Below are 21,537 nucleotides of genomic sequence, written 5' to 3'. Positions count from 1 at the left end.
TCACTCGTGGTGGGCGCGGAGCTCGGATGAGTCCGCGGAGCGCAGGTGCGTCGGCGTCGTCGCACCTTGGAGGAAGGTCGGGCGCACGATGGTGCGCGGCTCAGGCCCGACGGACGTTTCCTGCCCCGGACCTCGGGAGAGATCCCAGGGACTCAGACAGCGACAGCGGGGTCGAGCACGACCTTGATGCAGCCCTCGTCCTTCTTCTGGAACATCTCGTAGGCGGCAGGGGCCTGCTCGAGCGGGAGGCGGTGGGTGCGCAGGTCGAGCACGCCGAGCGGGTCGGACGGGTCCTGGACCAGGGGGAGCAGGTCGTCGATCCAGCGCTTGACGTTGGCCTGCCCCATCCGGAGCGTCAGGCCCTTGTCGAACAGCTGCATCATCGGCAGCCCGTCGATCGCGCCGCCGTAGACCCCGGCGATCGAGACCGTGCCACCGCGGCGCACGAGGTCGAACGCGGTGAGCAGCGCCGCGAGGCGGTCCACGCCCGCCTTCTCGATGAACGGCCGCGCGACGGCGTCGGGGAGCAGCCCCGCCAGCTTCTGGGCGGCGGACGCCGCGGGCGAGCCGTGGGCCTCCATGCCGACAGCGTCGATCGTGGAGTCCGGTCCGCGGCCGCCGGTCAGGTCCCGGACCGCCTCGGCGAGGTCGTCGACGGTGCTGATGTCGATGACGTCGATGCCGTGGCGGCGGGCCATCTCGAGCCGCTCGGGCACCAGGTCCAGGCCGATGACCTTCGAGGCTCCCCGGTGCGCGGCGATACGGGCCGCCATCTGGCCGATCGGGCCGAGGCCGACCACGACGACCGTGCCGCCGGGCGGAACCTGGGCGTACTCGACGGCCTGCCATGCGGTAGGTGCGACGTCGGACAGGTAGAGGTAGCGCTCGTCGGGGCTGCCGTCGTCGGGCACGACGATCGGGCCGAACTGCGCCTGGGGCACGCGCAGGTACTCGGCCTGCCCACCCGGGACCTGGCCGTAGAGCTTGGTGAACCCGAACAGGGAGGCGCCGGTGCCCTGCGAGCGGACCTGCGTGGTCTCGCACTGCGCGAACAGCCCGCGTGAGCACATCCAGCACGTGCCGCAGGAGATGTTGAACGGGATGACGACGCGGTCGCCGACGGCGAGGCTGCCCGCAGCGGAGCCGACCTCCTCGACGACGCCCATGGCTTCGTGGCCCAGGATGTCGCCCGCATCCAGGTACATGCCCAGGACCTTGTACAGGTGCAGGTCGGACCCGCAGATCGCGGTCGATGTGACCTTGATGATCGCGTCGGTGGGTTCCTCGATGCGCGGGTCGGGGACCGTCTCCACGCTCACGTTCTCGGTTCCCTGCCAGGTCAGTGCGCGCATCGTCCGCTCCTCGTGTCGTCGGTGGCGCACCTGTACGCGCCCGAACCCAGGGTGCGCCGAACGCGTCGATCGGGCGACCGGAGGCGGTCGCCGCGGGCCATGCTTAGCCTGGGCGGGCGGTCCGGCAGCGGGCCGAATCCCTCCCCACGAAGGGTGTGACTGCGATGGCCGACCCCCGATCCACCGATCCCCGGCTGCCCGACCCCACGGCGGGCCCGGGACCGCGTCGCGTCCTGGTGACCGGCGCCGACTCGGGCATCGGCAAAGCCTGTGCCGTCGCGCTCGCCGACGACGCGGAGCACGTCGCGCTGACGTGGCACGCCGACGAGGAGGGAGCCCGCCGCACGGCCGAGGAGGTCACCGCGCGTGGCGCCCGACCGCACCTCCTGCACCTGGACCTGACCGACCCGACGTCAGCTCCTGGCGTCGTCGACGAGGCCGTGGGAGCGATGGGCGGGCTCGACGCGGTCGTGCTCAGTGCCGGCACGGGCACGGCGACGCCCTTCCTGGAGGTGACGTGGCAGGAGTGGCGTGACGTCCTCGCCGTCGACCTCGACGGCGCGTTCCTGTGCCTGCAGCGCAGTGCCCACCACCTCGTCCAGCAGGGCAGCGGCGGCCGCATCGTGGCCATCACGAGCGTCCACGAGCACGCGCCGCGCGTGGGTGCGGCGCCGTACTGCGCGGCGAAGGGCGGGCTCGGCCTCCTGGTGAAGGTGGCAGCACTCGAGCTCGCCGAGCACGGGATCACCGTCAACGCCGTCGCGCCGGGCGAGATCGCGACGCCGATGACCGGGCAGGAGGACGAGTCGCCCCTCGAGGCCGCCCGCCCGGGCGTCCCGCTGGGTCGTCCGGGAGACGCGCGGGAGGTCGCCTCCGTCGTCCGCCTCCTGTGCCGGCCCGACGGCGGCTACGTCACGGGGGCGTCCTGGGCCGTGGACGGCGGCATGCTCACGATGGGCCCGATGGCCGGCTCTCACCTCGTCACCGACGCGTGGCGCCGCGCCTGACGCCGGCGGGCCAGCGGGCCCGTCCGGTGAGTCCGGACGGCGGGCGATGGCTCGTCGCGACGCCCGAGTACGAGGGGCTGACCACCTACACGGGCGGGATCGGCACCCACTACGCCGGCCTGCTGCCCGCGCTGGTGGCGGCTGGCGCGGACGTCGACCTGCTGGTCCTGGCCGGCGAGCCGCTCACGTCCACCTCGGCCCCCGGGGGTGTCGCGCTGCTCGGGACCGCACCCATCCGCGGCCGCGGCGTGCTGGCCGTAGCGCAGCGTGCTCGCGCTGTCGCCCGCGCGTCGCGCGCCCGTTCCTACGACCGTGTCTTCCTCCCCGAGTGGGGCGCGCTCGGCGCATCGCTGGCACGCCGCACGCCGTTGCTGACCAACCTGGCGACCAGCACCGCGTTGCAGAACCAGGTGTCGGGCTACTCGCCGGCGTCGTTCGGTTGGCGCCGGGGCGCGGTCCAGGTGGTGCAGTCGCACCTGGAGGTACGCCAGATCCGTCGATCCGCCGGGGTCATCGCCATCTCGCGGGCCATGGCCGCGCGCAGCGGGCAGATGCTCGGCCGACTCCCACCGTCGAGGGTCGTGCCGAACACGGTCGACCTGGCGCGAATCCGGTCCCTGGCGCAGGCCGGATCGGTGCCCGGGTGGTGGCCCCGCACGGGCCCGACCATCCTCTTCGTCGGCCGGCTGGAGCGGCGCAAGGGTGTGCTCGAGGCGGCCGCCGCGTTCGGGCGGTTGTGCCGCACGCATCCGGACGCCCACCTGGTCCTCGCCGGGTCGAGCGGCGACGCGCGGTTCGAGCCTGACAAGCGGGACCTGCTCGATCTCGTCCCGGCGGACGCACGCGGCCGCGTGCACCTCGTGGGCCACGTGCCCGCGGAGCAGCTGCACGCGTGGGTGCGCGCCGCGGCGGTCGTGACGTGCCCGTCGCTGTGGGAGGGCTTCGGCAACGCCGCGCTCGAGGCAAAGGCACTCGGTGCGGCCGTCGTCGTCACGCGCGGCAGCGGGTTCGACGACTTCTGCGCGGACGAGGAGGACTGCCTGATGGTCGCTCCCGGCGATGCCGATGGTCTGGCTCGCGCCGTGGCGCGGCTGCTGGACGACGCGACCCTCCGCGACCGACTCGGCCAGGCGGCGGCCCGTTCCGCGGACGCCTACGCCCCGGAGCGGGTCGCGCCCTTGCTCCTGACCGCCGCCGACGAGCTGCTCGGGCCGGTCAGGCGGGAGCGGACCGGCGCCACGTCGAGCCGTCCCAGCTGATCGCGCCCGCGGCGGCGAAGGCGTCCAGCCAGCCGCTCATCGGCCACGTGCCCCAGCGCGCCGCGAACCGAGCCCCGTTGCGCAGGATGTCGTCGAGGTGCTGCCACGGCGGGGACTGCGTCGGATGGTGCTGGTGGTAGGCGTGCGCGCCACCGACCCACACCAGCGGTGTGCCGCTCGCACGCATCTGGAACGCGAGGTCGGTGTCCTCGGCGCCGTAGCCCTCGTACTTCTCGTCGAAGCGCGGACCGGATCGCCACGTGGCCGCGGTGACGGCGAACGAGAGCGACCAGAACAGCGGGTACTCCTCGGGCAGGGCGTCGCGCAACGCGCCGTCGGCCGGTGCCGGGCGGGCCGGGTGCGGATCGGTGCGGCTGACGAGCTCGGCGGGCTCGTCGACGTCGACGTCCGGTGGCAGGTAGGTGACAGGTCCGCACAGCACCGCCTCGGGCCGGGCACGGGCCGCTGCCGCGTACCGGTCGAGAAGCTCCGCGCCGGGGACGCAGTCGGCATCCAGGAAGACGAGCACGTCAGCGCCGAGGCGCACGGCGAGGTCCGCGCCCGCGTTGCGGGCCGCGGCGACACGGAGCCCGTCGTGGCCGGGCGCGACGTGCACCACGTGGTCGGCATCGAGCGGCCCCGGGGGGTCCTCGCCGACCCAGGTGACGACGTAGAGGTCCGCACCTTGGCGCCGCACCCCGATCGCCTGGTGCCGCAGGTGCGCCAGCCGGCCGTCGGAGCAGACCGTGATGACGGCTGTGCTCACCGCGCCGCCCCGGTCGCGACCGCGTGGACGACGGCCGCGGCGCGACGGGCCGCCCCGTCGACCTCCCACTGCTCCCAGCTGGGCGTGAGCCGGTCCGCCTCATCGAGGACCTCGGCCCAGCGTTCCGGCTCCGGCCAGGCCGGCTGGACCACGGCGAGCCGGGCGTCCCGCAGCGCGCGGGCGGTCGTGTGCTGCTCGTCGAACGGACGGGACTGCGGGACGACGACCGCCCGCGCGCTCGCAGCCGCGACGTCGGCGATCGCGTTCTGCCCGGCCCAGGTGACGACGACCTCGGCTGACGACAGGTCCGGCCAGGGGTCCGCGCTCCATGCGCCCGACGCGTCCCCGAGGGTCCCTGCCAGCTTCCAGGTGCGGTCAGGGCTCGCCTCCTGGGCTCGTGCCAGGTCCCCGGCACCGACGGCGGCCCCGCCTCCGCCCGCCAGCACCAGCACGCTGCCGGGCCGCGGTGGATCCGGCTGGCACCCCTCGAACCGGCTGATGCCGCCGGTGAAGACCACGGACTCCTGCACCGGCGCCAGGTGGTCCGGCCTGAGCAGCCGCTCGGGCCATGGCGCGATGATCCGGGTCGCCGCCGCGAACCCGAGCGCGTGCGCGGCGTCGTCCCGCCGGCCCGGCTGCGTCACGACCACGGTCGGGACGCCGAGCAGCCGGCCCAGCAGGGCGACCTCGACGGAGGTGTCGACCACGAGGGCTCCGGCTGCGTGGTGTGTGAGCTCCTCCGCCAGGCGGGCGAGCCGGCGTCGGTGCCCCTGGTGCCCGAGCGGCGCCCAGTGCAGGAGCCCGCCCACGGTCGGGTCGAGCTCAGCCGGCGGGGCGAGGCCCGGCTCCTGCTCGTCGTCGCGCTCCAGCCTCACCCATGCCACGTGATCGGGCAGCTCCGGGGGTCGGTCCATCGAACCGAGCGCCACCACCGGCTCGTCGAGGTGGGCGGCGATGGCGCGCAACCGAGTGGCGTGGCCCGATCCGTGGTGGTGCACGTACCAGGCGACAGTCGGTCGGGTCACGCGACCTCCTGCCCCGCGGTGGCCACGGCGCGCTGGAGGACCGCCTCGAGGCGGTGCACCCGAGCGTCCAGGGAGAACGACTCCCGAGTGGCATCGTGCACCGCTCGGCGGAAGGATGGTGCTCGGCCGCGGGCGGCGAGGACGGCGGCGGCATCGACGAGGGCGTCGAGGTCGTCGGCCGGCCCAAGGGCCATGCCGACGCTCTTGTGCTGCACCTCGGGCAGGCCGCCGACGGCGAAGCCGGTCACCGGCGTCCCGCAGCACAGCGACTCCGGTGCGACGAGGCCGAAGGGTTCCGCCCACACCGAGGTGACCAGCGTGACCGCGCTCCTCCCGACCAAACTCGCCAGTGCCGCCTGGTCGAGGTGACCGCTCCACCGTGCGTCGGGGCCGAGCATCGGCCCAACTACGCCGCGCATGTATCGTTCGTCGCCCACCCTGCCCGCGAGGACGATGCGTCGACCGAGCCGCCGGGCGACCTCGATCGCGAGGTGCGGGGCCTTCTCGGGCACGATCCGACCGAACCACACGAGGTCGTCGCCGCCCGGGCCGAGCGGCCAGTCGTCGACGCACACGCCGTTGTGCAGGAGGGTGGCGGCGACGCCCGCGTGGGCCCACGCCGCCCGGGTGTGCTCACTCACCGCGAGGAAGGTCGCCGACTCGGGCGCCGCGCGCGCGGCGGACACGAGCGAGGTCTCCGGCGGCGTGTGCAACGTCGTGACCATGGGCGCGCCGAGCTCGTGGGCCCGACGTAGCGGCAGCGGGTGCAGGCAGTGGTTGAGCACGACGTCCCACCTCCGGGCTGCCCCGACCTCGTCGAGCGCGTCGTCGAGCGCCGCGACCGTGCGGCCCAAAGAGGCTGCCGGCCAGGTCGCGTCGGTGGCCTCGGCGGACGATCCCCAGATGACCCGCGGCAGACGGAACTCGGGATGCCCGGGATCGAGCTGGTCCGAGCCCTCGACGGCGATCAGGTCCACCCGGTTCCCGCGGTCGCGCAGGGCGCGCACCTCGTTCCACACCATCGACTCGAGCCCGCCGGCGTGCGGGGGGCCGAGCGGGAAGCGCAGCGGCGCGACGACCAGGATGTCGAGGGACGTGGTCATCGCGCGCCCTCGACGAGCCGGCTGTAGAGCGCGCGATGGGTCTCGACGACGATCCTGTCGGCCACCGCGCGCTCCTGGGCCCGGCGCGCGACGATCTCGCGCCGGTCAGTGCTCCGTGCGGAGGGCATACGAAGCGCCAGGTCAAGCGCATGTTCCAGGTCACCGACCGCCTCGGGCTGGTCGAACGGCGCGATCGAGAGCACGCTGCCGTCCTCGTGCTGCTCTGCCAGGAAGCCGATCCGCGGGACGATGACGGGGACGCCCAGGTCCCAGCACAGCTCGAGCCAGCCGGAGTGCGTGCCGTGGCCGTAGGGCAGGAGGCACGCGTCGAGCGTCGCGAGGTGCGCGGCGAGCTCGTCGTCGTCCAACCGCGCGTGCTCGACCAGGGTCAGCCCTTCGGACGCGCACTGCGCGCGCAGCGCTGCCGCGAGAGGGTCGTCGCGCGTCCGGTCCCGCAGGTGCACCTCGACGTCCGCACCCGCCGTGACCAGGCCCCGGGACGCGTCGGCCAGGGCACGGACCGCTGAGGGGGCGTCGATGCCCGGCCGGAGGTCCTTGAGGTGCGTCGCGACCTTGCGCGCGCCCGGAGCGGCCCGGTCGGGATGGGGAGCGGACCAACCCGGTGGCAGCACCCGGGGGTGGGGGACGACCGTCGCGTGCCTGCCCCACCGGCGCCAGACCTCGTCGGCGGCTCCGGGGGTGAGGGTCAGGACGGCGTCGGCCAGCTCGAGCAAGATGCCCAGTTGTGCGACGTAGTGGTCCTGGTCGCGGAGCTGCGGGTGCTCGAGGTCGTGGACGGTCATGACGACCGGCCACCCGACCCGGTGCGCCGCATCGAGCGCCGCGCGGAGTTCGGCGAGCCCGAACGACTCGGTGCCGAAGTGGACGTGCACGACGTCAGCGTCCTCCGCGTGCCGCTCGACCCAGGCCGCGTCGAGCACGACGGGGGGCCACCACTGGCCCGGTGCGCCGCCGGGAACGGGCGGGTCGGGCAGGACCACGATGTCGGGGTCGGCAGTCACCGCGCGGACGTAGGGGTGGCTCGCCGGGACGGACGCGACGCGGATCATGCGGGCACCGGCACGGGTGGCGAGGTGGGTCGGTGCCCCCAAGGTTGCCTCCATGTCGTCGATCCGGGTCTGCGGTGGCGTCAGTCTGTCCCGGTCGCCCCGGACCCGCGACTGGACGACGATGCCTCCATGCCGACGCCCTGCCCCGACCTCGTCATCCTCGGCCCGCCTGGGCACGGCGTGAGCGGCTACGCCGCCGATCTGGCGTCGGCGGTGGCCGGGCTGGTGCCGGTTGCGCGGATCGTCCCGGTCGCTGACGCCGCGGAGCTCGTCGGCCTGGCGTCGGGCGGGCGGCCGCTGCACGTCCACGTCACCGACCACCTGCTCGGCAGCTCGCCGTCCGCGGCAGCGGACGTCCTGGACGAGGTGGCGGCGCGCTGCGACGTCTCGATCACCCTGCATGACGTTCCGCAGCCGTCCGACGGGCCGGGCCGTCTCGAGCGCCGGGCTGCGGGCTACGGCCGGATGGCGCGTGCGGCCCGACGCGTCGTGGTGAGCAGCGAGCACGAGCGCGCGCTGCTTCGCGACCATGTGGGCGCGGACGTCAGTGCCGATGCGTACGTGGTCCCCCTCGGATCGGCGCGCGCCGTCGCCCCGGCGCCCGGAGCGCGCGCCGCGCGTGGCGGTGAGCTCCGCGTCCTGGTCGCGGGCTGGGTCTACCCCGGCAAGGGCCACCTCGAGGCCGCTCATGCGGCGGTGCGGGCCGCGGTCACGACGCCCGGCGGAACCGGCGCGGTGCAGGTGGTCGCGATCGGCGGCTCGTCCCCTGGCCACGAGCAAGAGCTCAGTGACCTGCGAGACGCCATCGCTGCGGCCGGCGCGTCGCTCGAGGTGACTGGAGTGCTCGATCGGCCGGAGTACCGCGCACAGCTCGCGGGCAACGGCGTCCCCGTCGTCGCCCACCAGCACGTGTCCGCGTCGCGCACCTTGCTCGAGTGGGCTGAGCACGGGCGTCGGGCGATCGTGCTCCGCTCCCGGTACAGCGAGGAGATGGACCGGCTGCGACCGGGGCTGGTCGAGCTCGTCGAGCCCGAGCAGCTGTGGGCGGCCGTCGGAGCGGCGTGGCGTGACCCGAGCTCGACGTGGCTGACCGAGTCGGCGGACCTGCGACCCGACCTCACCGATGCCGCCAGGTCCTACCTCGCGGTCTGGCAGACGGCGTGACGCCCGGACCTCGCGCGCTCCCGCAGAACCGGTGGGACCTGCTCGACGGCCTCTACCCGGATCCCCTGCCCCCGATCTCCGTCGTGATCGCTCACTACGACCAGCCCGCGCAGCTGGCCCGCACCCTGGCGGCCGTCGGGGCGCAGGACTATCCGCCTGACCTGCTGGACGTGGTGGTCGTGGACGACGGATCTCCGGTCGCCCCCGAGGTCCCCCCGGGGGTCCGACTCGCGCGTCAGGCGGACCGGGGCTTCCGGCTCGCGGCGGCCCGCAACCTCGGGATCGCCGCCGCGCGGCACGACCTGATCGTGCAGCTGGACGCGGACACCGCGCCCGAGCCCGGTTACGTCCGGGCCCTGACGCGCCTGCCCGCACTCTCCCCCGACTGCGTGACCGTCGGGCGACGGCGCCACGCGAACCTCGCCGACGTGCTCGCCGAGGATCCCGTCGAGCTGGCCGGCCCGGCGCACGAGCTGCCCGAACCCCGATGGCTGCGAGAGGCATACCAACGGTCCCGTGACCTGCTCGACGCCGACGACCGCAGCTATCGCTACGTCATCGGAGCCGTCACGGCGTGCTCGCGCAGCCTGCTGGAGGCCAGCGGCGGGTACGACGAGAGCTTCACCTCGTACGGCGGCGAGGACTGGGAGTGGGCCTACCGCGCGTGGCTCGCCGGCGCGGTCTTCGCGCACGTGCCGGGTGCGGTGGCCTGGCACGACGGGCCTGACGCGTCCGCTCGACCGGAGGGCCTGCTCGCCGCGAGGAACGACGAGGCGCTTCGCCTGGCTGAGCTCGTGCCGCTGCCGGGTTCCGGTCCGCGAGGTGAGGTGCCGCGGCACGTCGACGTGCTGGTCCAGCTGCCGCACGGCCTCGACGAGGCCGCGCGGTTCGTGCTCGCCGACCAGGTCCTGGCGGACCTGCCGCAGGCTGCGATCGACGGCCGGGCCGCGGACGCCGGCCGGATCTACGACCGGGTGCGCCTCGACGTCGAGATCGTGGTGCCTGCGTACCTGAGCCCTGGCGCCCTGCGGAGGGCGGTCGAGCGGGTCGCGGCCGAGCAGCTGGGGGTGCTGACACTGTCCGACGCCGCGGGCACGCCGTGCGTGCGCGTGGTCTCGCGTCGCGCGGTGGCGAGGTCCGAGCGCCACAACGACCAGGGCCTCTTCCCGGTTCGGGAGGCCCGGACCGCCGACTGCAGGGTCATCACACAGGCGCCCGACGTCGCCGCGTATGTGGGCGGATGGGCCTGACCTGACGCGTGCCGCTTCGGGTGGCGGGCACGAACGGGTCGACATACCGTCCCATTTGTCGGGCCCAGCGCAGGGTCCGTCCAACCGCCCGGGGGGGCAGGAAACGTCACCCGGCGCCGACCAGCGCGACGCTCGCGATCGCGCGTGACACCGCCCTGAGTGCCGTACCGGCGGGCAGCGCCCGCGGTGCAGGCCATCCCATCCAGAAGACGAGGCCACCTCATGACTGACGACTACACCCGCGCGGTCCCTGCGGCAGGCGAAGCACCCAGCGAGCCGATCCGGACCAGTGCCCTGCACGCGCCCGCCCTCGACGACGCATCCACCAGTGGCGCAGGTGCCGGCACGGAGTCCGGTGGCGCCGCTGAGAAGGCCAAGAACGTCGCCGGATCCGCGGGCGACGCCGCCAGCTCCCTGCTGGGCGAGGCGCGCAGCGGCGCGAGCGACGTCAAGCAGGAGGCGCAGCGCCAAGTTCGCGACCTGTGGGACCAGACGCGCAGCGAGCTGGCCGACCAGACCAGCGGCCAGCAGCAGCGCCTCGCGACGGGCCTGCGCTCGTTCGGCGACCAGCTCGGCGAGATGGCCTCCGCACCGGCGGAGCCCGGCGTGGCGAGCGACCTCGCCCGGGACCTCGGCCGGCGTGCCGGAGAGGTCGGGGACTGGCTCGAGGGACACGGGCCGCAGGACGTCCTCGAGGAGGTGCGGTCGTTCGCGCGTCGTCGCCCGGGCACGTTCCTGCTCGTCGCTGCGGGCGCCGGTCTGCTCGTCGGTCGCCTGACCCGCGCGCTGAAGGACAGCCCGTCGCAGACCGACGCGCCGTCGCAGGCCGGACCGACTCCCGCGGACCGCGAGTACCCGTCGCCGCCCGTGTCGTCGTACGAGAGCACGCCGACGGCCGCCACCTACGGCGGTGGTGGGCTGTGAGCGACTCGGTGCCGGGCGAGGCCCCGCCCCGCGCGTCGGTCGGTGACCTGCTCGGTGACGTGACGCGTGACCTGTCGACGCTGCTGCGCCAAGAGGTCGAGCTCGCCAAGGCCGAGGTGCGCCAGTCCGCGCAGCAGGCCGCCAAGGGCGGATCGATGTTCGCCGGCGCAGGCGTGGCCGGGCACATGGTCCTGCTGTTCCTCAGCGTCGGGCTGTGGTGGGCGCTCGGGAACGCGATGGGCCGGTCCTGGGCCGCGCTCGTCGTCGCCGTGGTGTGGGGCGTGATCGGCGCCGTGCTCTTCGTCCGAGGCCGGGCCGAGGCCCGCCGCGTCAAGGGACTGCCGCGCACCGCGGAGTCCGTCAAGAAGATCCCGAACGCCCTGCAAGGACACGAGGAGAAGAACTGATGAGCACCGATCCCGACCAGATCCGCGCCGACATCGAGCGCACCCGCTCCGAGCTGAGCTCCGACGTCGACGCCCTGTCCGACAAGGTCAGCCCCAGCCAGGCGGCCCACCGTCAGGCCGACAAGCTGAAGTCCGCGGCGTCCGGCGTCAAGGACCGCGTCATCGGCAGCGTGTCCGACGGCACAGACTCGGCCAGCTCGGCGGCCTCTTCGCTCGCGGGCAAGACCTCTGCGCTGCCGGGGACGGCGCGCGAACGAGCTCGCGGCAACCCGCTCGCCGCGGGCTTGATCGCCTTCGGCGCCGGGTGGCTCGTCGCCTCCCTGCTGCCCTCGACGCGTCAGGAGCAGGACCTCGCGACGTCGGCCAAGGACCAGGCCGCTCCGTTCGTCGAGGACGTCAAGGGCGCGGCGCAGGATGTCGCAGCGAACCTCAAGGCGCCCGCGCAGGACGCCGCGGCGGCGGTGAAGGACACGGCCACCGAGGCGGCCGCGCACGTGCAGGAGGAGGGCCGATCGGCGGTTCAGGACGTCAAGGCGCAGGCCACGGGTTCTGAGCACGACGACGACGGGCCGACCGACGGCGGGGGTGCGCACGTCGCCGACGACCCGTTCAGCGGGGAGAGCCGGGGCCTGTAGGACGTGCGGGGCGAGGCACGACGGCGTGCCTCGCCCCGCACCCGGAGCTGGAGGATGATCTGTGTCCCAGGAAGACACCGCCACCGCGAAGGCCGACGCGCCCGACCCGGAGGACCCGCGCAAGCCCGACTCGCCCGGGGACCTGAGCAAGCGCTCGTGGCTCTACGTCGTGCGCAAGACCCTGCGCGAGTTCGGCAAGGACCAGTGCACCGACCTCGCCGCGGCCCTGACCTACTACGCCGTGCTGGCGATCGCGCCGGCCCTGCTGGCCGTCGTGTCGCTCTTCGGGCTGGTCGGGGATCCGCAGGCGATGGTCGACAACGTGGCGAAGATCGTCGAGGACGTCGGCGGGACCTCCGCGGCCGACAGCGTCACTCCCGTTCTCGAACGCCTCACCCAGGCTCCGTCCGCGGGGCTCGCACTGGTCATCGGCCTCGTGCTGGCCCTCTGGTCCGCGTCGGGTTACGTCGCCGCGTTCAGCCGCGGAATGAACCGGGTCTACGAGGTCGACGAGGGCCGGCCCATCTGGAAGCTGCGGCCCGCTCTGCTGCTCGTCACGCTCGTGCTCGTCGTCATCGCCGTCCTCATCGTCGCCATGGTGGTCCTCTCCGGCGGGGTGGCGAGCTCGGTGGGGCAGACCATCGGGCTCAGCGACGCTTTCGTCACGGTGTGGAACATCGCCAAGTGGCCGGTCGTCGTGGTCCTCGTCGTCGCCGCCGTCGCGATCCTGTTCCACTCCACCCCGAACGTGAAGCAGCCGAAGTTCCGGTGGGTCAGCCTCGGTGCGGTCGTCGCGATCCTCGTCTGGGTGCTCGCCTCGGCAGCCTTCGCCTTCTACGTCGCGACCTTCTCCAGCTACGACAAGACCTACGGGTCGCTCGCGGGCGTCATCGTCCTGCTGCTGTGGCTGTGGATCACCAACCTGGCGCTGCTGTTCGGCGCCGAGCTCGACGCCGAGGTCGAACGAGGACGTGAGCTGCAGGGCGGCATCGCCGCCGAGGAGACCATTCAGCTCCCCCCGCGCGACACCAAAGCGAGCGACAAGAAGCAGGCCAAGCTCGACAAGGACATCGAGCGGGGGAAGGCACTGCGCGAGCAGGCGGACCCGCCCCGCGACCACACGGAAGGGCACTGAGGGTGAAGGGGCGAGAGGCACAGGGCATCGCGACCGACGCGGGAGCCAGGTCGGCGACCTCCACGAGCGGGGAGCGCGAGTTCCCGGCCGCCGGAGGGCACGTCACGGTCCGGGTCGTCGACTTCCGCGAGTCCGAGCACGACGTCAGCGACTGGCGCCGGGACCTCCTCGGGAGGTTTCGTGTGGTGCTGGCGCGAGAACCCGAGAGTCAGGTCTCGGTGCGAACCCGGGAGGGGACGACGCTAGGCCGACTGCCGGCGTCGTGGGCGCGGATCGCCGACAGGGAGCTGTGGATGTTCGAGGTGGCAGGGGTGCGAGCAGTAGCCAGGGCCACACTGACCGGTACCAGCGGCGACCGCGATCTGTGCGTGCTGCTGGCCTGGCCCGCCAGGGCGAGGGACGCCTCGTGAGTACGGCGTCCGGAGCGAGCCGGCTCGTCCTCGTCCGGCACGGGGAGAGCGTCGGGAATCTGGCCGCCGCGGCGGCGGAGAGAGCAGGCGCCGACGTCCTGGAGATCGAGACTCGCGACGCGGACACGCCGCTCAGCGAGCGCGGCACCGCTCAGGCCCGCGCGCTGGGCGCCTGGCTCGCGGCCGTCCCGCGGGCCGAGCGTCCCGACGTGGTCTGGTGCTCGCCGTACCTGCGGGCTCGGCAGACGGCAGCCGCTGCGCTGGACGCCGCCGGCGTGGACGTGCCGGTGCGGCTCGACGAGCGGTTGCGAGACCGCGAGCTCGGCATCACCGATCGGCTGACCTCTCGCGGGATCGCCCACCTGTTCCCCGACGAGGCTGCTCGGCGTGCGCTGCTGGGCAAGTTCTACTACCGGCCGCCCGGGGGCGAGTCATGGGCCGACGTCGCCCTGAGGCTGCGTTCCTTCCTTGCCGACACCGAACGGCGCGAGGACGGCCGGCGAGTCCTCGTCGTCACGCACGACGCGGTCGTGGCACTCGTCCGTTACGTCTTGGAGGGCCTGACCGAGGAGGGGCTGTTCGAGCTCGTCCGCGCCCACGGCGTGCGCAACGCTTCGGTGAGCATCATCGACCGCGCCGACGAGGGCTGGCGGACCAGCTCCTTCGACGACGTGGCCCACCTCGCGGAGCTCGACGTCCCGATCACGCGCCACGAGGGAGACACGGACCATGTCCGCTGAGCCGATCACGCCGGCGCTCCTGCGTTCGTGGCCGCTGCCGGACCGCAGGGGTTCGAAGGACGATCGCGGAGGGGTGCTGGTCGTGGGCGGCTCGCTGACCACGCCCGGTGCGGCGATGCTCGCGGGAGAGGCGGCGCTCCGGGTGGGGGCGGGCCGGCTGACCCTTGCCGTGGCGTCGTCGGCAGCCGCCGGCGTTGCCACCGCTGTACCTGAGGCGGGCGTCGTCGGGCTGCCCGAATCCCGCTCGGGCTCGGTGACGGGAGCGTCGGGACCGCGTCTGGCCGAGGAGGTCGAGCGTGCGGACGTCGTCGTCATCGGACCGGGTCTGGACCACCCCGACGGCTCCCGGGCCGTCATCGAGGACATCTGCTCGATGCTGCCCGCCGATACGCCGGTCCTCCTCGACGCCTTCGCGCTCGGCGTCCTGCCCGATGTGCCGGCCGCGCAGCGCGTGCTCGCCGGCAGGGTGGTCCTCACCCCGAACGCTGCGGAGGCGGCCAGGTTGCTCGACGGGCCGGAACGTGCCGCACCGGCGGCAGCAGCAGCCGTCGCCGTGAGGTACGGCGCCGTCGTCGTCCTGTCGGGGCACGTCGCCGCACCGGACGGTCGGGCGTGGGCCTCGGGCAGCGGTCACTCGGGCCTCGGGACGTCGGGCAGCGGCGACGTGCTGGCCGGCGCCGTCGCCGGCATCGTCGCGAGCGGGACCGACCTGCCCCGGGCCGCCTGCTGGGGCCTCGCGCTGCACTCCGGCGCCGGTGATCGGCTGGCGGCGTCGGTGGGTCCCGTCGGCTTCCTGGCTCGGGAGCTCGTCTCGACGCTGCCGAGTGTGCTGCTCGAGTATCAGGTCGCCTGAGCGGCACCGTCAGCCCGTGGGCCGGCGATCCGGTGCCACCACCGTCGCCACGGGGGTGCCTGACGCCAGTTCAGCCGCAAGGTCCGCCAGGCTCGGTCCAGCCGGCGGCGACGCTGTGCCCGGCCGCGCAAGGAGCGAGCGGAGACCCCGACGGTCAGCGCTCGGTCGAAGCGGATCCGCCTGTGCGGGCCGAGCGCGAAGGCGAGGTCGAGGTCGTCGTGCACGTCCTCCAGGCTCACGTCCTCGCGGACCGCCAGCCACGCCTCGCGCCGCACGGCCATGCTCGAGCCCCACAGCGGTGCGTGCCCGAGCGCGAGGTAGGCGAACAGGTAGTACGCACCTAGGTAAGCGGCGGACATGACCGTCCGCGACCACGCGGGCAGGTCGACGAAGCGGCCCGTGCCTGTCAGGGCGACGAGCTCCGGGTCGGCGTTCATCCGCGCGGCGATCCGCTCCACCCACCCCTCGTCCGGGCGGGAGTCGGCGTCCAGGCGAGCGATCACGTCCCCTTTCGCCGCGTCGTACCCCGCGGCCGCCGCGGCGGGGATCCCGACGCGCAGCTCGGAGACGACCCGCGCGCCCCACGCCGCGGCGATGGCAGCACTCTCGTCCGAGGAGCCGTTGTCGACGACGACGACCTCCCACGGCGCGACGGTCTGCCGGCGCAGTGCGGCGAGGCACACGGCGAGAGCCTCGGCGTCGTCGCGGGTGGGGATCACGACCGAGACGGTCACCGCACTCATCGGCGGGCGCTCCGGGCGACGACCACTCCGGCGACGACGCTACCGGCGAACCCCGCCGCGAGGTCGCCGATCGTGTCGGTGTAGCCGACCTGGATGCGGTCGTCGAGCCAGGTGTGGCCGAACCACTCGCCCAGCTCCCACAGCACAGCCAGTGCGGCGCCCGTGGACGCGACAGCGATGCCGCTGAGCCACCCACCCAGGACGTCCCGGTCCAGCCCGCCCCACCGCGCGAGCGCCAGGCAGGTGACGACGGCGATGAGCGCCGTCGCCACTGCGTGCACCGCGACGTCGAGCCACCCGATGGCGACGTACCAGTCGAGCTGGGCCGCGTAGGCGGCGAGGAGCAGGACCGCGCAGTACGCCACGTCGAGAGCGGTGGGCGCGCCGATCGCCCGTGGGACGAGGGTCCCTCCCAGCACCAGGAGGAACAGGGCGGCCCCGACCGGGCCCCACTGCCACGCGGCGACGACGACGCTCGCCGCGGCGAGCGCACGCAGGGCGTCCCCGACCATGAGGCGCGCGGGCGCGACGGTCAGTGTCATCGTGCCTCCCTGTCGCGCGTGCGCGACGGCTCCCCGGCGCATCGTCGGGCCGTGGTCTCGACCGCTCGCGCCGGGCGTTCCCATGGTGCGGTGTCGGGCCCGCGAGCGCAGCCCGAACGGGCAGGTCAGCGCTCGGTGGTCGAACCCGTCAGGGTCGGCGACCACCTGCGATGGTCGGCCGCGAGGTCCACCCGCCCGTCGGCTACCGACGCGACATCGGTCCAGTGGACCAGGAACGTGCCGCGGTGCCGCCACGCGAACCAGCGCGCGAGGAACGCCGGTGAGCGCACGCCGGAGCGCTCGTACCCGAGGAACGACGTCCCGGTCCGCGGGCTGACGAGCAGGCCGTGCAGGCGGGGTGCGGCGAGCAGGCCGTCGGGCGGCCCGTCCAGGACGAACCGCACGTCGATCACGTAACCGACCCGCGTCCCGTCGGCGTCGGTCACGGGCGTGTCGAGCAGGTCACTCAGGATCATGGCGCCCTCCCGGGATGCGGCCGATGATGTGGTCGCGGACCCACCGCTCGACCCAGGTCGCGTCGAGCTCCTCACCATGGATGCCCAGGCGCACCGCCGTCCCGACGTCAGCGACGTGGGACCAGCGGATCCGTTCCAGCCGCGAGGACGGCGGGCGTCCGCCGAACAGGCGCGTCCCCAGGACGGGCCCGGTGAGCAGGCTCGTGAGGACCGCGTGGCCGCCGGAGGGGTCGGGGTCGCCGTCTGTGCCGAGCACCTCCAGGTCGTCGATCGTGGTGATCGGGACGTCGTCGACGTCGAGCAGCTGGCGGTCGAGCAGGTGCAGTCGCGCGTCGAGGACGCGCCCGGCCTGCGGTGGGTCCTGCGCGTACGTCATGAGCCGGCTCCCGTCGCGATCATGAGGGGGATCGCCGCGAGCGACGCGACGAGGATGATGACGAGGTAGACCATGGCCAGCGCATTGGTCGCCCGGCCGTTGACGTGCTTGCCCATGTACTCGGGGTCGTTCGCGACGACGAGGATCGGCAGGTAGGTCAGCGGCAGGGCGATGGCCGAGAAAACGACCGAGAACTCGGTGACCTTGACCGGGTCCACGCTCGTCATGAGGATCGCGACGCCGATCAGCAGCGCGACGATCATCGTGAGGTGGAAGCGCGCCGCCTGGGTGGGCCGGCGGAACTTGCCCCACGACCAGCCCAGGAACTGCGCCAGCGTGTAGCCGCTGGAGAGCGACGTCTCGAGCGCCGCCCCGAAGGTCGCGGCGACGATGCCGACGATCACCACGGCCAGGGCGAGCTTGCCGCCGGCGAGCGCGACCGGCAGCACGATCTGGGACAGGGAGTCGACCTCGATCGCCTGCGGCAGGAACACGACCGCGGCGCAGGCGGCGATCGCGATGGACAGCACGCCCCCGAAGGGGAAGCCGATCAGGACGTTCAGGCGCGACTGCCCGACGTCCTTGGCCGTCCACTTCTCCTCGACGGCGCCCGAGGAGAAGAAGAACACCTCGTAGGGCGTCATCGCCGCTCCGAAGAGCGCGATCGCGTAGTACCAGTACGTGGGCCACGTCTCGGTGCTGGTGGGGGCGAGCGTCATCGCCTGCTGCGCGAGGTCGCCCCAGTCAGGTCCCAGCTTGAACAGGGCGACGGCGAAGACGACGAGCGTCAGGCCGACGAGGCCGGTGACGTTCTCCATGATCGAGAACTTCACGCGCCACAGGACGAACCAGACTGCGAGTGCGGCGACGGGCACCCACAGCCGAGGCTCGACGCTGCTGGCCAGCTGCAGGGCGAGCGCGATGCCGCCGACCTCCGCGGTCAGGGTCAGGACGTTGATGAGGAACGACGCGGCGAGGTTCGCTCCGGCGGCCCGGGGTCCGAGCCGCTCGCGGATGATCTCGAACGTCGCCCGTCCGCTGACGGCGGCCACCCGGCCGGACATCTGGGCGAAGAGGCAGATCCCGACGACCCCCACGACGACCACCCAGGCCAACGACAGGCCGAACCGGGACCCGACGACGGCGTTCGTGACGAGGTCCCCGATGTCCAGGAACCCGCCGATCGCCGTGAGAACGCCGAGAGCGACGCCGAGGAGCCGTTTCACGAGCCCTCGATCGCTGCGGAGACCTCGTCGAGGGCGTCCGCGCTGTCATCGAGCGACCCGACCACCCCGGCTGTCCGTGCAGGTGAGGTGCGAGCGCTGTTCGTCCAGGCGCGCGCGTCCGCGACCGCCGCCGCCGCGTCGGCGACCGCCTGGATCGCGTCGCCGCGCAGATCGATCGCGGCCGGGTCACCCGGCAGGGCCGTCATGAGCGCGAACGTCGAGGAGTCGAGGACGTGGATCTGGTCGAGCAAGGCGGTGTCGACGACGGTCGCGGTGGCGCGGTGGCGGACCAGCAGGTCGGTCGCCAGCTGCGACGTCGCGACCGCCGAGGATGCGGCATCGACGGCGTCGCCGAGCGGTTGTGTCGCCTCGGTCCCGGTAGCGCCCCCCAGTGAGCAGCTGGCGAGCGACGCGACCGCCACAGCGGCGGCAGCTGGGCCGGCGACCCGGCGCACAAGAGTCATGCGCGCATCGTCGCGCCTCGAGAAGGCGCGCGCATCACGAACCGCGAGGGTGCCGTGACCAGTGCGAACACCATGATCAACCTGCCACACTGGTCACCATGGTCTCTGCAGCGATCGCTCCCTCGGTCCTCCTCGTCGAGGACGACCCCGGGGATCGGCTCCTGGTTCAAGAAGTCTTCGAGCAGCACGGCGCGGCCAGCGCCCTCGCGAGCGTGGAGGACGGCCAGGAGGCGCTCGACTACCTCTACCACCGGGACACCCACGCTGGTGCACCGCGGCCGACGCTGATCCTGCTGGACCTCAACCTGCCGAAGGTGAACGGGCGCGAGGTCCTCGAGCGCATCAAGGCTGACGCGGACCTCGCGCCGATCCCCGTCGTGGTGCTGACGACCTCCGACGCCGAGGAGGACATCGTCCGTGCGTACTCGGCGCACGCGAACGCCTACGTCTCCAAGCCGCTCGACTGGGACGCGTTCACCGGCGCCGTGCGGCGGATCAGCACCTTCTACCTCGACGTCGCCCGCCTCCCCGCGAGCTCGTAGCCCTAGCCTGGGCCGGTGCCCGCACCCCTGCTGTTCGTCCTGTCGGGGCTCGCGCAGTACGCCGGTGCGGCGCTCGCGGTCGGGCTGTTCGCGACGCTCGCCGCGCCCACGGTCGCGTGGCTGCGCATCCTCGTGGCGGCCGTGGTGCTCGTCGTCTGGCGTCGTCCCTGGCGCACCCGCTGGACGCGGCGCGACCTGGGTACCGTCCTGCTGTTCGGCGTGGTGCTCGCGGCGATGAACGTGTCGTTCTACGTCGCCATCGACCACCTGCCGCTCGGCACCGCGGTGGCGATCGAGTTCGCCGGGCCGGTGGCCGTGGCGGCGCTGACCGGGCACGGGTGGCGGGACCGGGTGGCGATCGGGGTCGCGGCCGTCGGGGTCGTGCTGCTCGCGGGCGTCAGCCTGGACGGCGGTGCGGACGCGCGGACCGGGCTCGTCGCGGCGCTGCTCGCCGCCGCGCTGTGGGCCGGCTACATCCTGCTCGGCCGGCGCGTGGCCACCGCAGCGAGCGGGGGAGTGACCGGGTTGGCCGTCGCGATGACCGCGGGGGCGCTCGCGTTCGCACCGTTCCTGGCGGCGGGGGCGGCGCCGGTGCTCGACGACCCGGCGCTCCTGGTGGCCGTCGTCGGCGTGGGCGTGCTGTCCTCGGTCATCCCGTACGCGATCGAGCAGGTGGTGCTGCGGCGGATGCGGCCGGCCACGTTCGCGGTCCTGCTGGCGCTGCTGCCCGCGACCGCGGCGGTGGTCGGCGCCGTCGCGCTGCACCAGGTCCCGCACGGGCTGGAGGTCGTCGGCCTGCTGCTGGTCTCCGGTGCGATCGCGCTCACCGCCCGCGCCTCCGACGCGCCTGACGAGGCGCCCCCGCCGGCGTAGGTGGCCCGACCTAGCCGCACTTGTGTCGCGAGTGAACTCCTGAGCACTCGCGGGTGCCACAGGAGTGAGCACCAGTCACAAGTGCGGCTATCTCGGTTCGAGCAGGAGCTTGCCGAACACCTCGCCGGAGTCGAGCAGCCGGTGCGCGGCGGGCGCCTGGTCCAGCGGGAGGGCCGCGTGCACGATCGGCCGGATCCGCCCCTCGGCCACGAGCGGCCACAGGTGCTCGCGGACGCCGGCCATGATGCGCGCCTTGTCCGGCGCCGCACGCGATCGCAGGGTGGTGCCGATGACCGACAGCCGCCGGCTCAGCAGCAGGCCGAGGTCGATCTCCGCCCTCCGCCCGCGCTGCATGCCGATGACCACCAGCCGCCCGCCGTCGGCGAGCATCGCGAGGTTGTCGGCCAGGCCGCCGGCGCCGAGCACGTCGAGGATCACGTCGACGCCCCGGCCGCCGGTCGCGGCGAGCACCTGCGCGACCAGGTCGTCGGCGCGGTGGTCGAGGGGGACGTCGGTGCCGAGCTCCGCGAGCCTGGCTACGCGGGCGGGTCCGCCGGCCGTCGCCAGGGTGCGCGCGCCGTACGCCTCGCGGGCCACCTGGACGGCCACGGAGCCGACGCCGCCGGACCCGCCGCGGACCAGCACGGTCTCGCCGGCCGCGAGGTGGGCGGCCTCGAAGTTGGACCACACCGTCGCGAGCGCCTCGGGCAGTGCCGCCGCGTCCCTCGTCGTGAGGCCGTCGGGGACGGCGAGCGCGAGCGCGGCCGGGACGACGACGCGCTCCGCGTAGCCGCCCCCCGCGAGCAGGGCCGCGGAGCGGGAACCGACGGGGAACCCCGGCTGGCCGACCAGCACCTCGCCGGCGACCTCCATGCCGGGCCACGCGGGCGCGCCGGGCGGCGGAGGGTAGTTCCCACTTCTTTGCAGGAGATCGGCGCGGTTGACCCCCGCGGAGGCCACCTGGATGAGAAGATCCGCGGGCCCGAGGATCGGCTCGTCGACCTCGTCCACCACCATGACGTCCGGATCGCCCGGTTCGGAGATCACCACTGCTCGCACGATGACGACCGTATCGTCCGTGACGAACTACCACAGGCCCGGACCAAACCGGCGTATCCGCCGGGGTGAGGTCCATGGCAAACTCTGCCGCGGGCTAATGGTCCTCCGTCCAAGAGCCGATGAGTTGCGAACGGGG

At 73.7% G+C, this 21,537-nt stretch carries 25 protein-coding genes; 13 read left to right on the top strand and 12 right to left on the bottom strand.

What is annotated here, in order from left to right:
• Positions 1 to 152: 152 nt before the first annotated feature.
• Positions 153 to 1,352, bottom strand: a complete 1,200-nt coding sequence (locus tag EDF34_RS11940) for a zinc-dependent alcohol dehydrogenase (RefSeq protein WP_123371705.1) — start codon at positions 1,350 to 1,352, stop codon at positions 153 to 155.
• A 164-nt stretch (positions 1,353 to 1,516) separates the two neighbouring features.
• Between EDF34_RS11940 and EDF34_RS11935 the strand changes: the two genes are divergently transcribed.
• On the top strand, positions 1,517 to 2,359 hold the full coding sequence (locus tag EDF34_RS11935) for an SDR family oxidoreductase (protein ID WP_123371704.1): 843 nt from the start codon (positions 1,517 to 1,519) through the stop codon (positions 2,357 to 2,359).
• Between the two features lie 26 nt (positions 2,360 to 2,385).
• Positions 2,386 to 3,618: a glycosyltransferase family 4 protein gene (locus tag EDF34_RS11930; RefSeq protein WP_158615085.1), complete on the top strand. Its 1,233-nt coding sequence runs from the start codon at positions 2,386 to 2,388 to the stop codon at positions 3,616 to 3,618.
• On the opposite strand, the gene EDF34_RS11925 is transcribed toward EDF34_RS11930, so the two are convergent.
• The 4 genes from EDF34_RS11925 to EDF34_RS11910 are packed head-to-tail and all read right to left on the bottom strand — an operon-like array spanning position 3,575 to position 7,624.
• The gene (locus tag EDF34_RS11925) at positions 3,575 to 4,384 is read right to left on the bottom strand and encodes a glycosyltransferase family 2 protein (protein ID WP_123371921.1); all 810 of its coding nucleotides are present in this window, start codon (positions 4,382 to 4,384) and stop codon (positions 3,575 to 3,577) included. The genes EDF34_RS11930 and EDF34_RS11925 overlap by 44 nt on opposite strands.
• Positions 4,381 to 5,409, bottom strand: a complete 1,029-nt coding sequence (locus EDF34_RS11920) for a glycosyltransferase (RefSeq protein WP_123371702.1) — start codon at positions 5,407 to 5,409, stop codon at positions 4,381 to 4,383. The genes EDF34_RS11925 and EDF34_RS11920 overlap by 4 nt, the downstream gene beginning before the upstream one ends.
• Complete coding sequence (locus EDF34_RS11915) at positions 5,406 to 6,512, bottom strand: glycosyltransferase (protein WP_123371701.1); 1,107 nt, start codon at positions 6,510 to 6,512, stop codon at positions 5,406 to 5,408. Before EDF34_RS11915 ends, EDF34_RS11920 begins: the two co-directional genes overlap by 4 nt.
• On the bottom strand, positions 6,509 to 7,624 hold the full coding sequence (locus tag EDF34_RS11910; RefSeq protein WP_233575353.1) for a glycosyltransferase: 1,116 nt from the start codon (positions 7,622 to 7,624) through the stop codon (positions 6,509 to 6,511). Before EDF34_RS11910 ends, EDF34_RS11915 begins: the two co-directional genes overlap by 4 nt.
• A gap of 87 nt (positions 7,625 to 7,711) precedes the next feature.
• Between EDF34_RS11910 and EDF34_RS11905 the strand changes: the two genes are divergently transcribed.
• The 9 genes from EDF34_RS11905 to EDF34_RS11865 all read left to right on the top strand — a co-directional run bounded on the left by EDF34_RS11905 (position 7,712) and on the right by EDF34_RS11865 (position 15,100).
• On the top strand, positions 7,712 to 8,746 hold the full coding sequence (locus EDF34_RS11905) for a hypothetical protein (protein ID WP_123371699.1): 1,035 nt from the start codon (positions 7,712 to 7,714) through the stop codon (positions 8,744 to 8,746).
• Positions 8,743 to 9,996, top strand: a complete 1,254-nt coding sequence (locus EDF34_RS11900) for a glycosyltransferase (RefSeq protein ID WP_233575352.1) — start codon at positions 8,743 to 8,745, stop codon at positions 9,994 to 9,996. The genes EDF34_RS11905 and EDF34_RS11900 overlap by 4 nt, the downstream gene beginning before the upstream one ends.
• A 222-nt stretch (positions 9,997 to 10,218) precedes the next feature.
• Positions 10,219 to 10,920: a hypothetical protein gene (locus EDF34_RS11895; protein WP_123371698.1), complete on the top strand. Its 702-nt coding sequence runs from the start codon at positions 10,219 to 10,221 to the stop codon at positions 10,918 to 10,920.
• Entirely contained in the window at positions 10,917 to 11,327 is a 411-nt protein-coding gene (locus tag EDF34_RS11890; protein WP_123371697.1) for a phage holin family protein, read from the top strand. Before EDF34_RS11895 ends, EDF34_RS11890 begins: the two co-directional genes overlap by 4 nt.
• A complete protein-coding gene (locus tag EDF34_RS11885; protein ID WP_123371696.1) occupies positions 11,327 to 11,962 on the top strand; it encodes a DUF3618 domain-containing protein in 636 nt (211 codons plus the stop codon). Before EDF34_RS11890 ends, EDF34_RS11885 begins: the two co-directional genes overlap by 1 nt.
• A 61-nt stretch (positions 11,963 to 12,023) precedes the next feature.
• The gene (locus tag EDF34_RS11880) at positions 12,024 to 13,097 is read left to right on the top strand and encodes a YihY/virulence factor BrkB family protein (RefSeq protein ID WP_123371695.1); all 1,074 of its coding nucleotides are present in this window, start codon (positions 12,024 to 12,026) and stop codon (positions 13,095 to 13,097) included.
• Positions 13,098 to 13,099: 2 nt separating this feature from the next.
• A complete protein-coding gene (locus EDF34_RS17875) occupies positions 13,100 to 13,507 on the top strand; it encodes a hypothetical protein (protein ID WP_123371694.1) in 408 nt (135 codons plus the stop codon).
• Complete coding sequence (locus EDF34_RS11870) at positions 13,504 to 14,247, top strand: histidine phosphatase family protein (RefSeq protein ID WP_123371693.1); 744 nt, start codon at positions 13,504 to 13,506, stop codon at positions 14,245 to 14,247. The genes EDF34_RS17875 and EDF34_RS11870 overlap by 4 nt, the downstream gene beginning before the upstream one ends.
• Positions 14,237 to 15,100, top strand: a complete 864-nt coding sequence (locus EDF34_RS11865) for an NAD(P)H-hydrate dehydratase (RefSeq protein WP_123371692.1) — start codon at positions 14,237 to 14,239, stop codon at positions 15,098 to 15,100. Before EDF34_RS11870 ends, EDF34_RS11865 begins: the two co-directional genes overlap by 11 nt.
• On the opposite strand, the gene EDF34_RS11860 is transcribed toward EDF34_RS11865, so the two are convergent.
• The 6 genes from EDF34_RS11860 to EDF34_RS11835 all read right to left on the bottom strand — a co-directional run bounded on the left by EDF34_RS11860 (position 15,088) and on the right by EDF34_RS11835 (position 18,927).
• Positions 15,088 to 15,819: a glycosyltransferase family A protein gene (locus EDF34_RS11860; protein ID WP_233575351.1), complete on the bottom strand. Its 732-nt coding sequence runs from the start codon at positions 15,817 to 15,819 to the stop codon at positions 15,088 to 15,090. The two genes, EDF34_RS11865 and EDF34_RS11860, sit on opposite strands and share 13 nt — an antisense overlap.
• A gap of 20 nt (positions 15,820 to 15,839) precedes the next feature.
• Positions 15,840 to 16,385 (bottom strand): hypothetical protein, encoded by a 546-nt coding sequence (locus EDF34_RS11855; RefSeq protein WP_123371919.1) that lies wholly within the window; start codon positions 16,383 to 16,385, stop codon positions 15,840 to 15,842.
• A gap of 125 nt (positions 16,386 to 16,510) precedes the next feature.
• Complete coding sequence (locus tag EDF34_RS11850) at positions 16,511 to 16,861, bottom strand: PRC-barrel domain-containing protein (protein WP_123371690.1); 351 nt, start codon at positions 16,859 to 16,861, stop codon at positions 16,511 to 16,513.
• A complete protein-coding gene (locus tag EDF34_RS11845; RefSeq protein ID WP_123371689.1) occupies positions 16,848 to 17,237 on the bottom strand; it encodes a hypothetical protein in 390 nt (129 codons plus the stop codon). Before EDF34_RS11845 ends, EDF34_RS11850 begins: the two co-directional genes overlap by 14 nt.
• Positions 17,234 to 18,463, bottom strand: coding sequence for an NRAMP family divalent metal transporter (locus tag EDF34_RS11840; protein WP_123371688.1), 1,230 nt, complete (start codon positions 18,461 to 18,463; stop codon positions 17,234 to 17,236). The genes EDF34_RS11845 and EDF34_RS11840 overlap by 4 nt, the downstream gene beginning before the upstream one ends.
• Positions 18,460 to 18,927, bottom strand: a complete 468-nt coding sequence (locus EDF34_RS11835; protein WP_148076621.1) for a hypothetical protein — start codon at positions 18,925 to 18,927, stop codon at positions 18,460 to 18,462. The genes EDF34_RS11840 and EDF34_RS11835 overlap by 4 nt, the downstream gene beginning before the upstream one ends.
• A gap of 98 nt (positions 18,928 to 19,025) precedes the next feature.
• Between EDF34_RS11835 and EDF34_RS11830 the strand changes: the two genes are divergently transcribed.
• Together EDF34_RS11830 and EDF34_RS11825 are read left to right on the top strand one after the other, a co-directional pair.
• The gene (locus EDF34_RS11830) at positions 19,026 to 19,469 is read left to right on the top strand and encodes a response regulator (RefSeq protein WP_123371686.1); all 444 of its coding nucleotides are present in this window, start codon (positions 19,026 to 19,028) and stop codon (positions 19,467 to 19,469) included.
• 15 nt (positions 19,470 to 19,484) lie between these two features.
• A complete protein-coding gene (locus EDF34_RS11825) occupies positions 19,485 to 20,342 on the top strand; it encodes a DMT family transporter (protein WP_123371685.1) in 858 nt (285 codons plus the stop codon).
• Between the two features lie 87 nt (positions 20,343 to 20,429).
• On the opposite strand, the gene EDF34_RS11820 is transcribed toward EDF34_RS11825, so the two are convergent.
• Positions 20,430 to 21,401, bottom strand: coding sequence for a zinc-binding dehydrogenase (locus EDF34_RS11820; protein ID WP_123371684.1), 972 nt, complete (start codon positions 21,399 to 21,401; stop codon positions 20,430 to 20,432).
• Between the last annotated feature and the right edge of the window lie 136 nt (positions 21,402 to 21,537).

It is taken from the genome of Cellulomonas sp. PhB150 (assembly GCF_003755175.1).
Taxonomy (GTDB): Bacteria; Actinomycetota; Actinomycetes; order Actinomycetales; family Cellulomonadaceae; genus Cellulomonas.
Note: the sequence above shows the minus strand (reverse complement) of the source record. Positions and strands in the feature narration are given on the sequence as shown.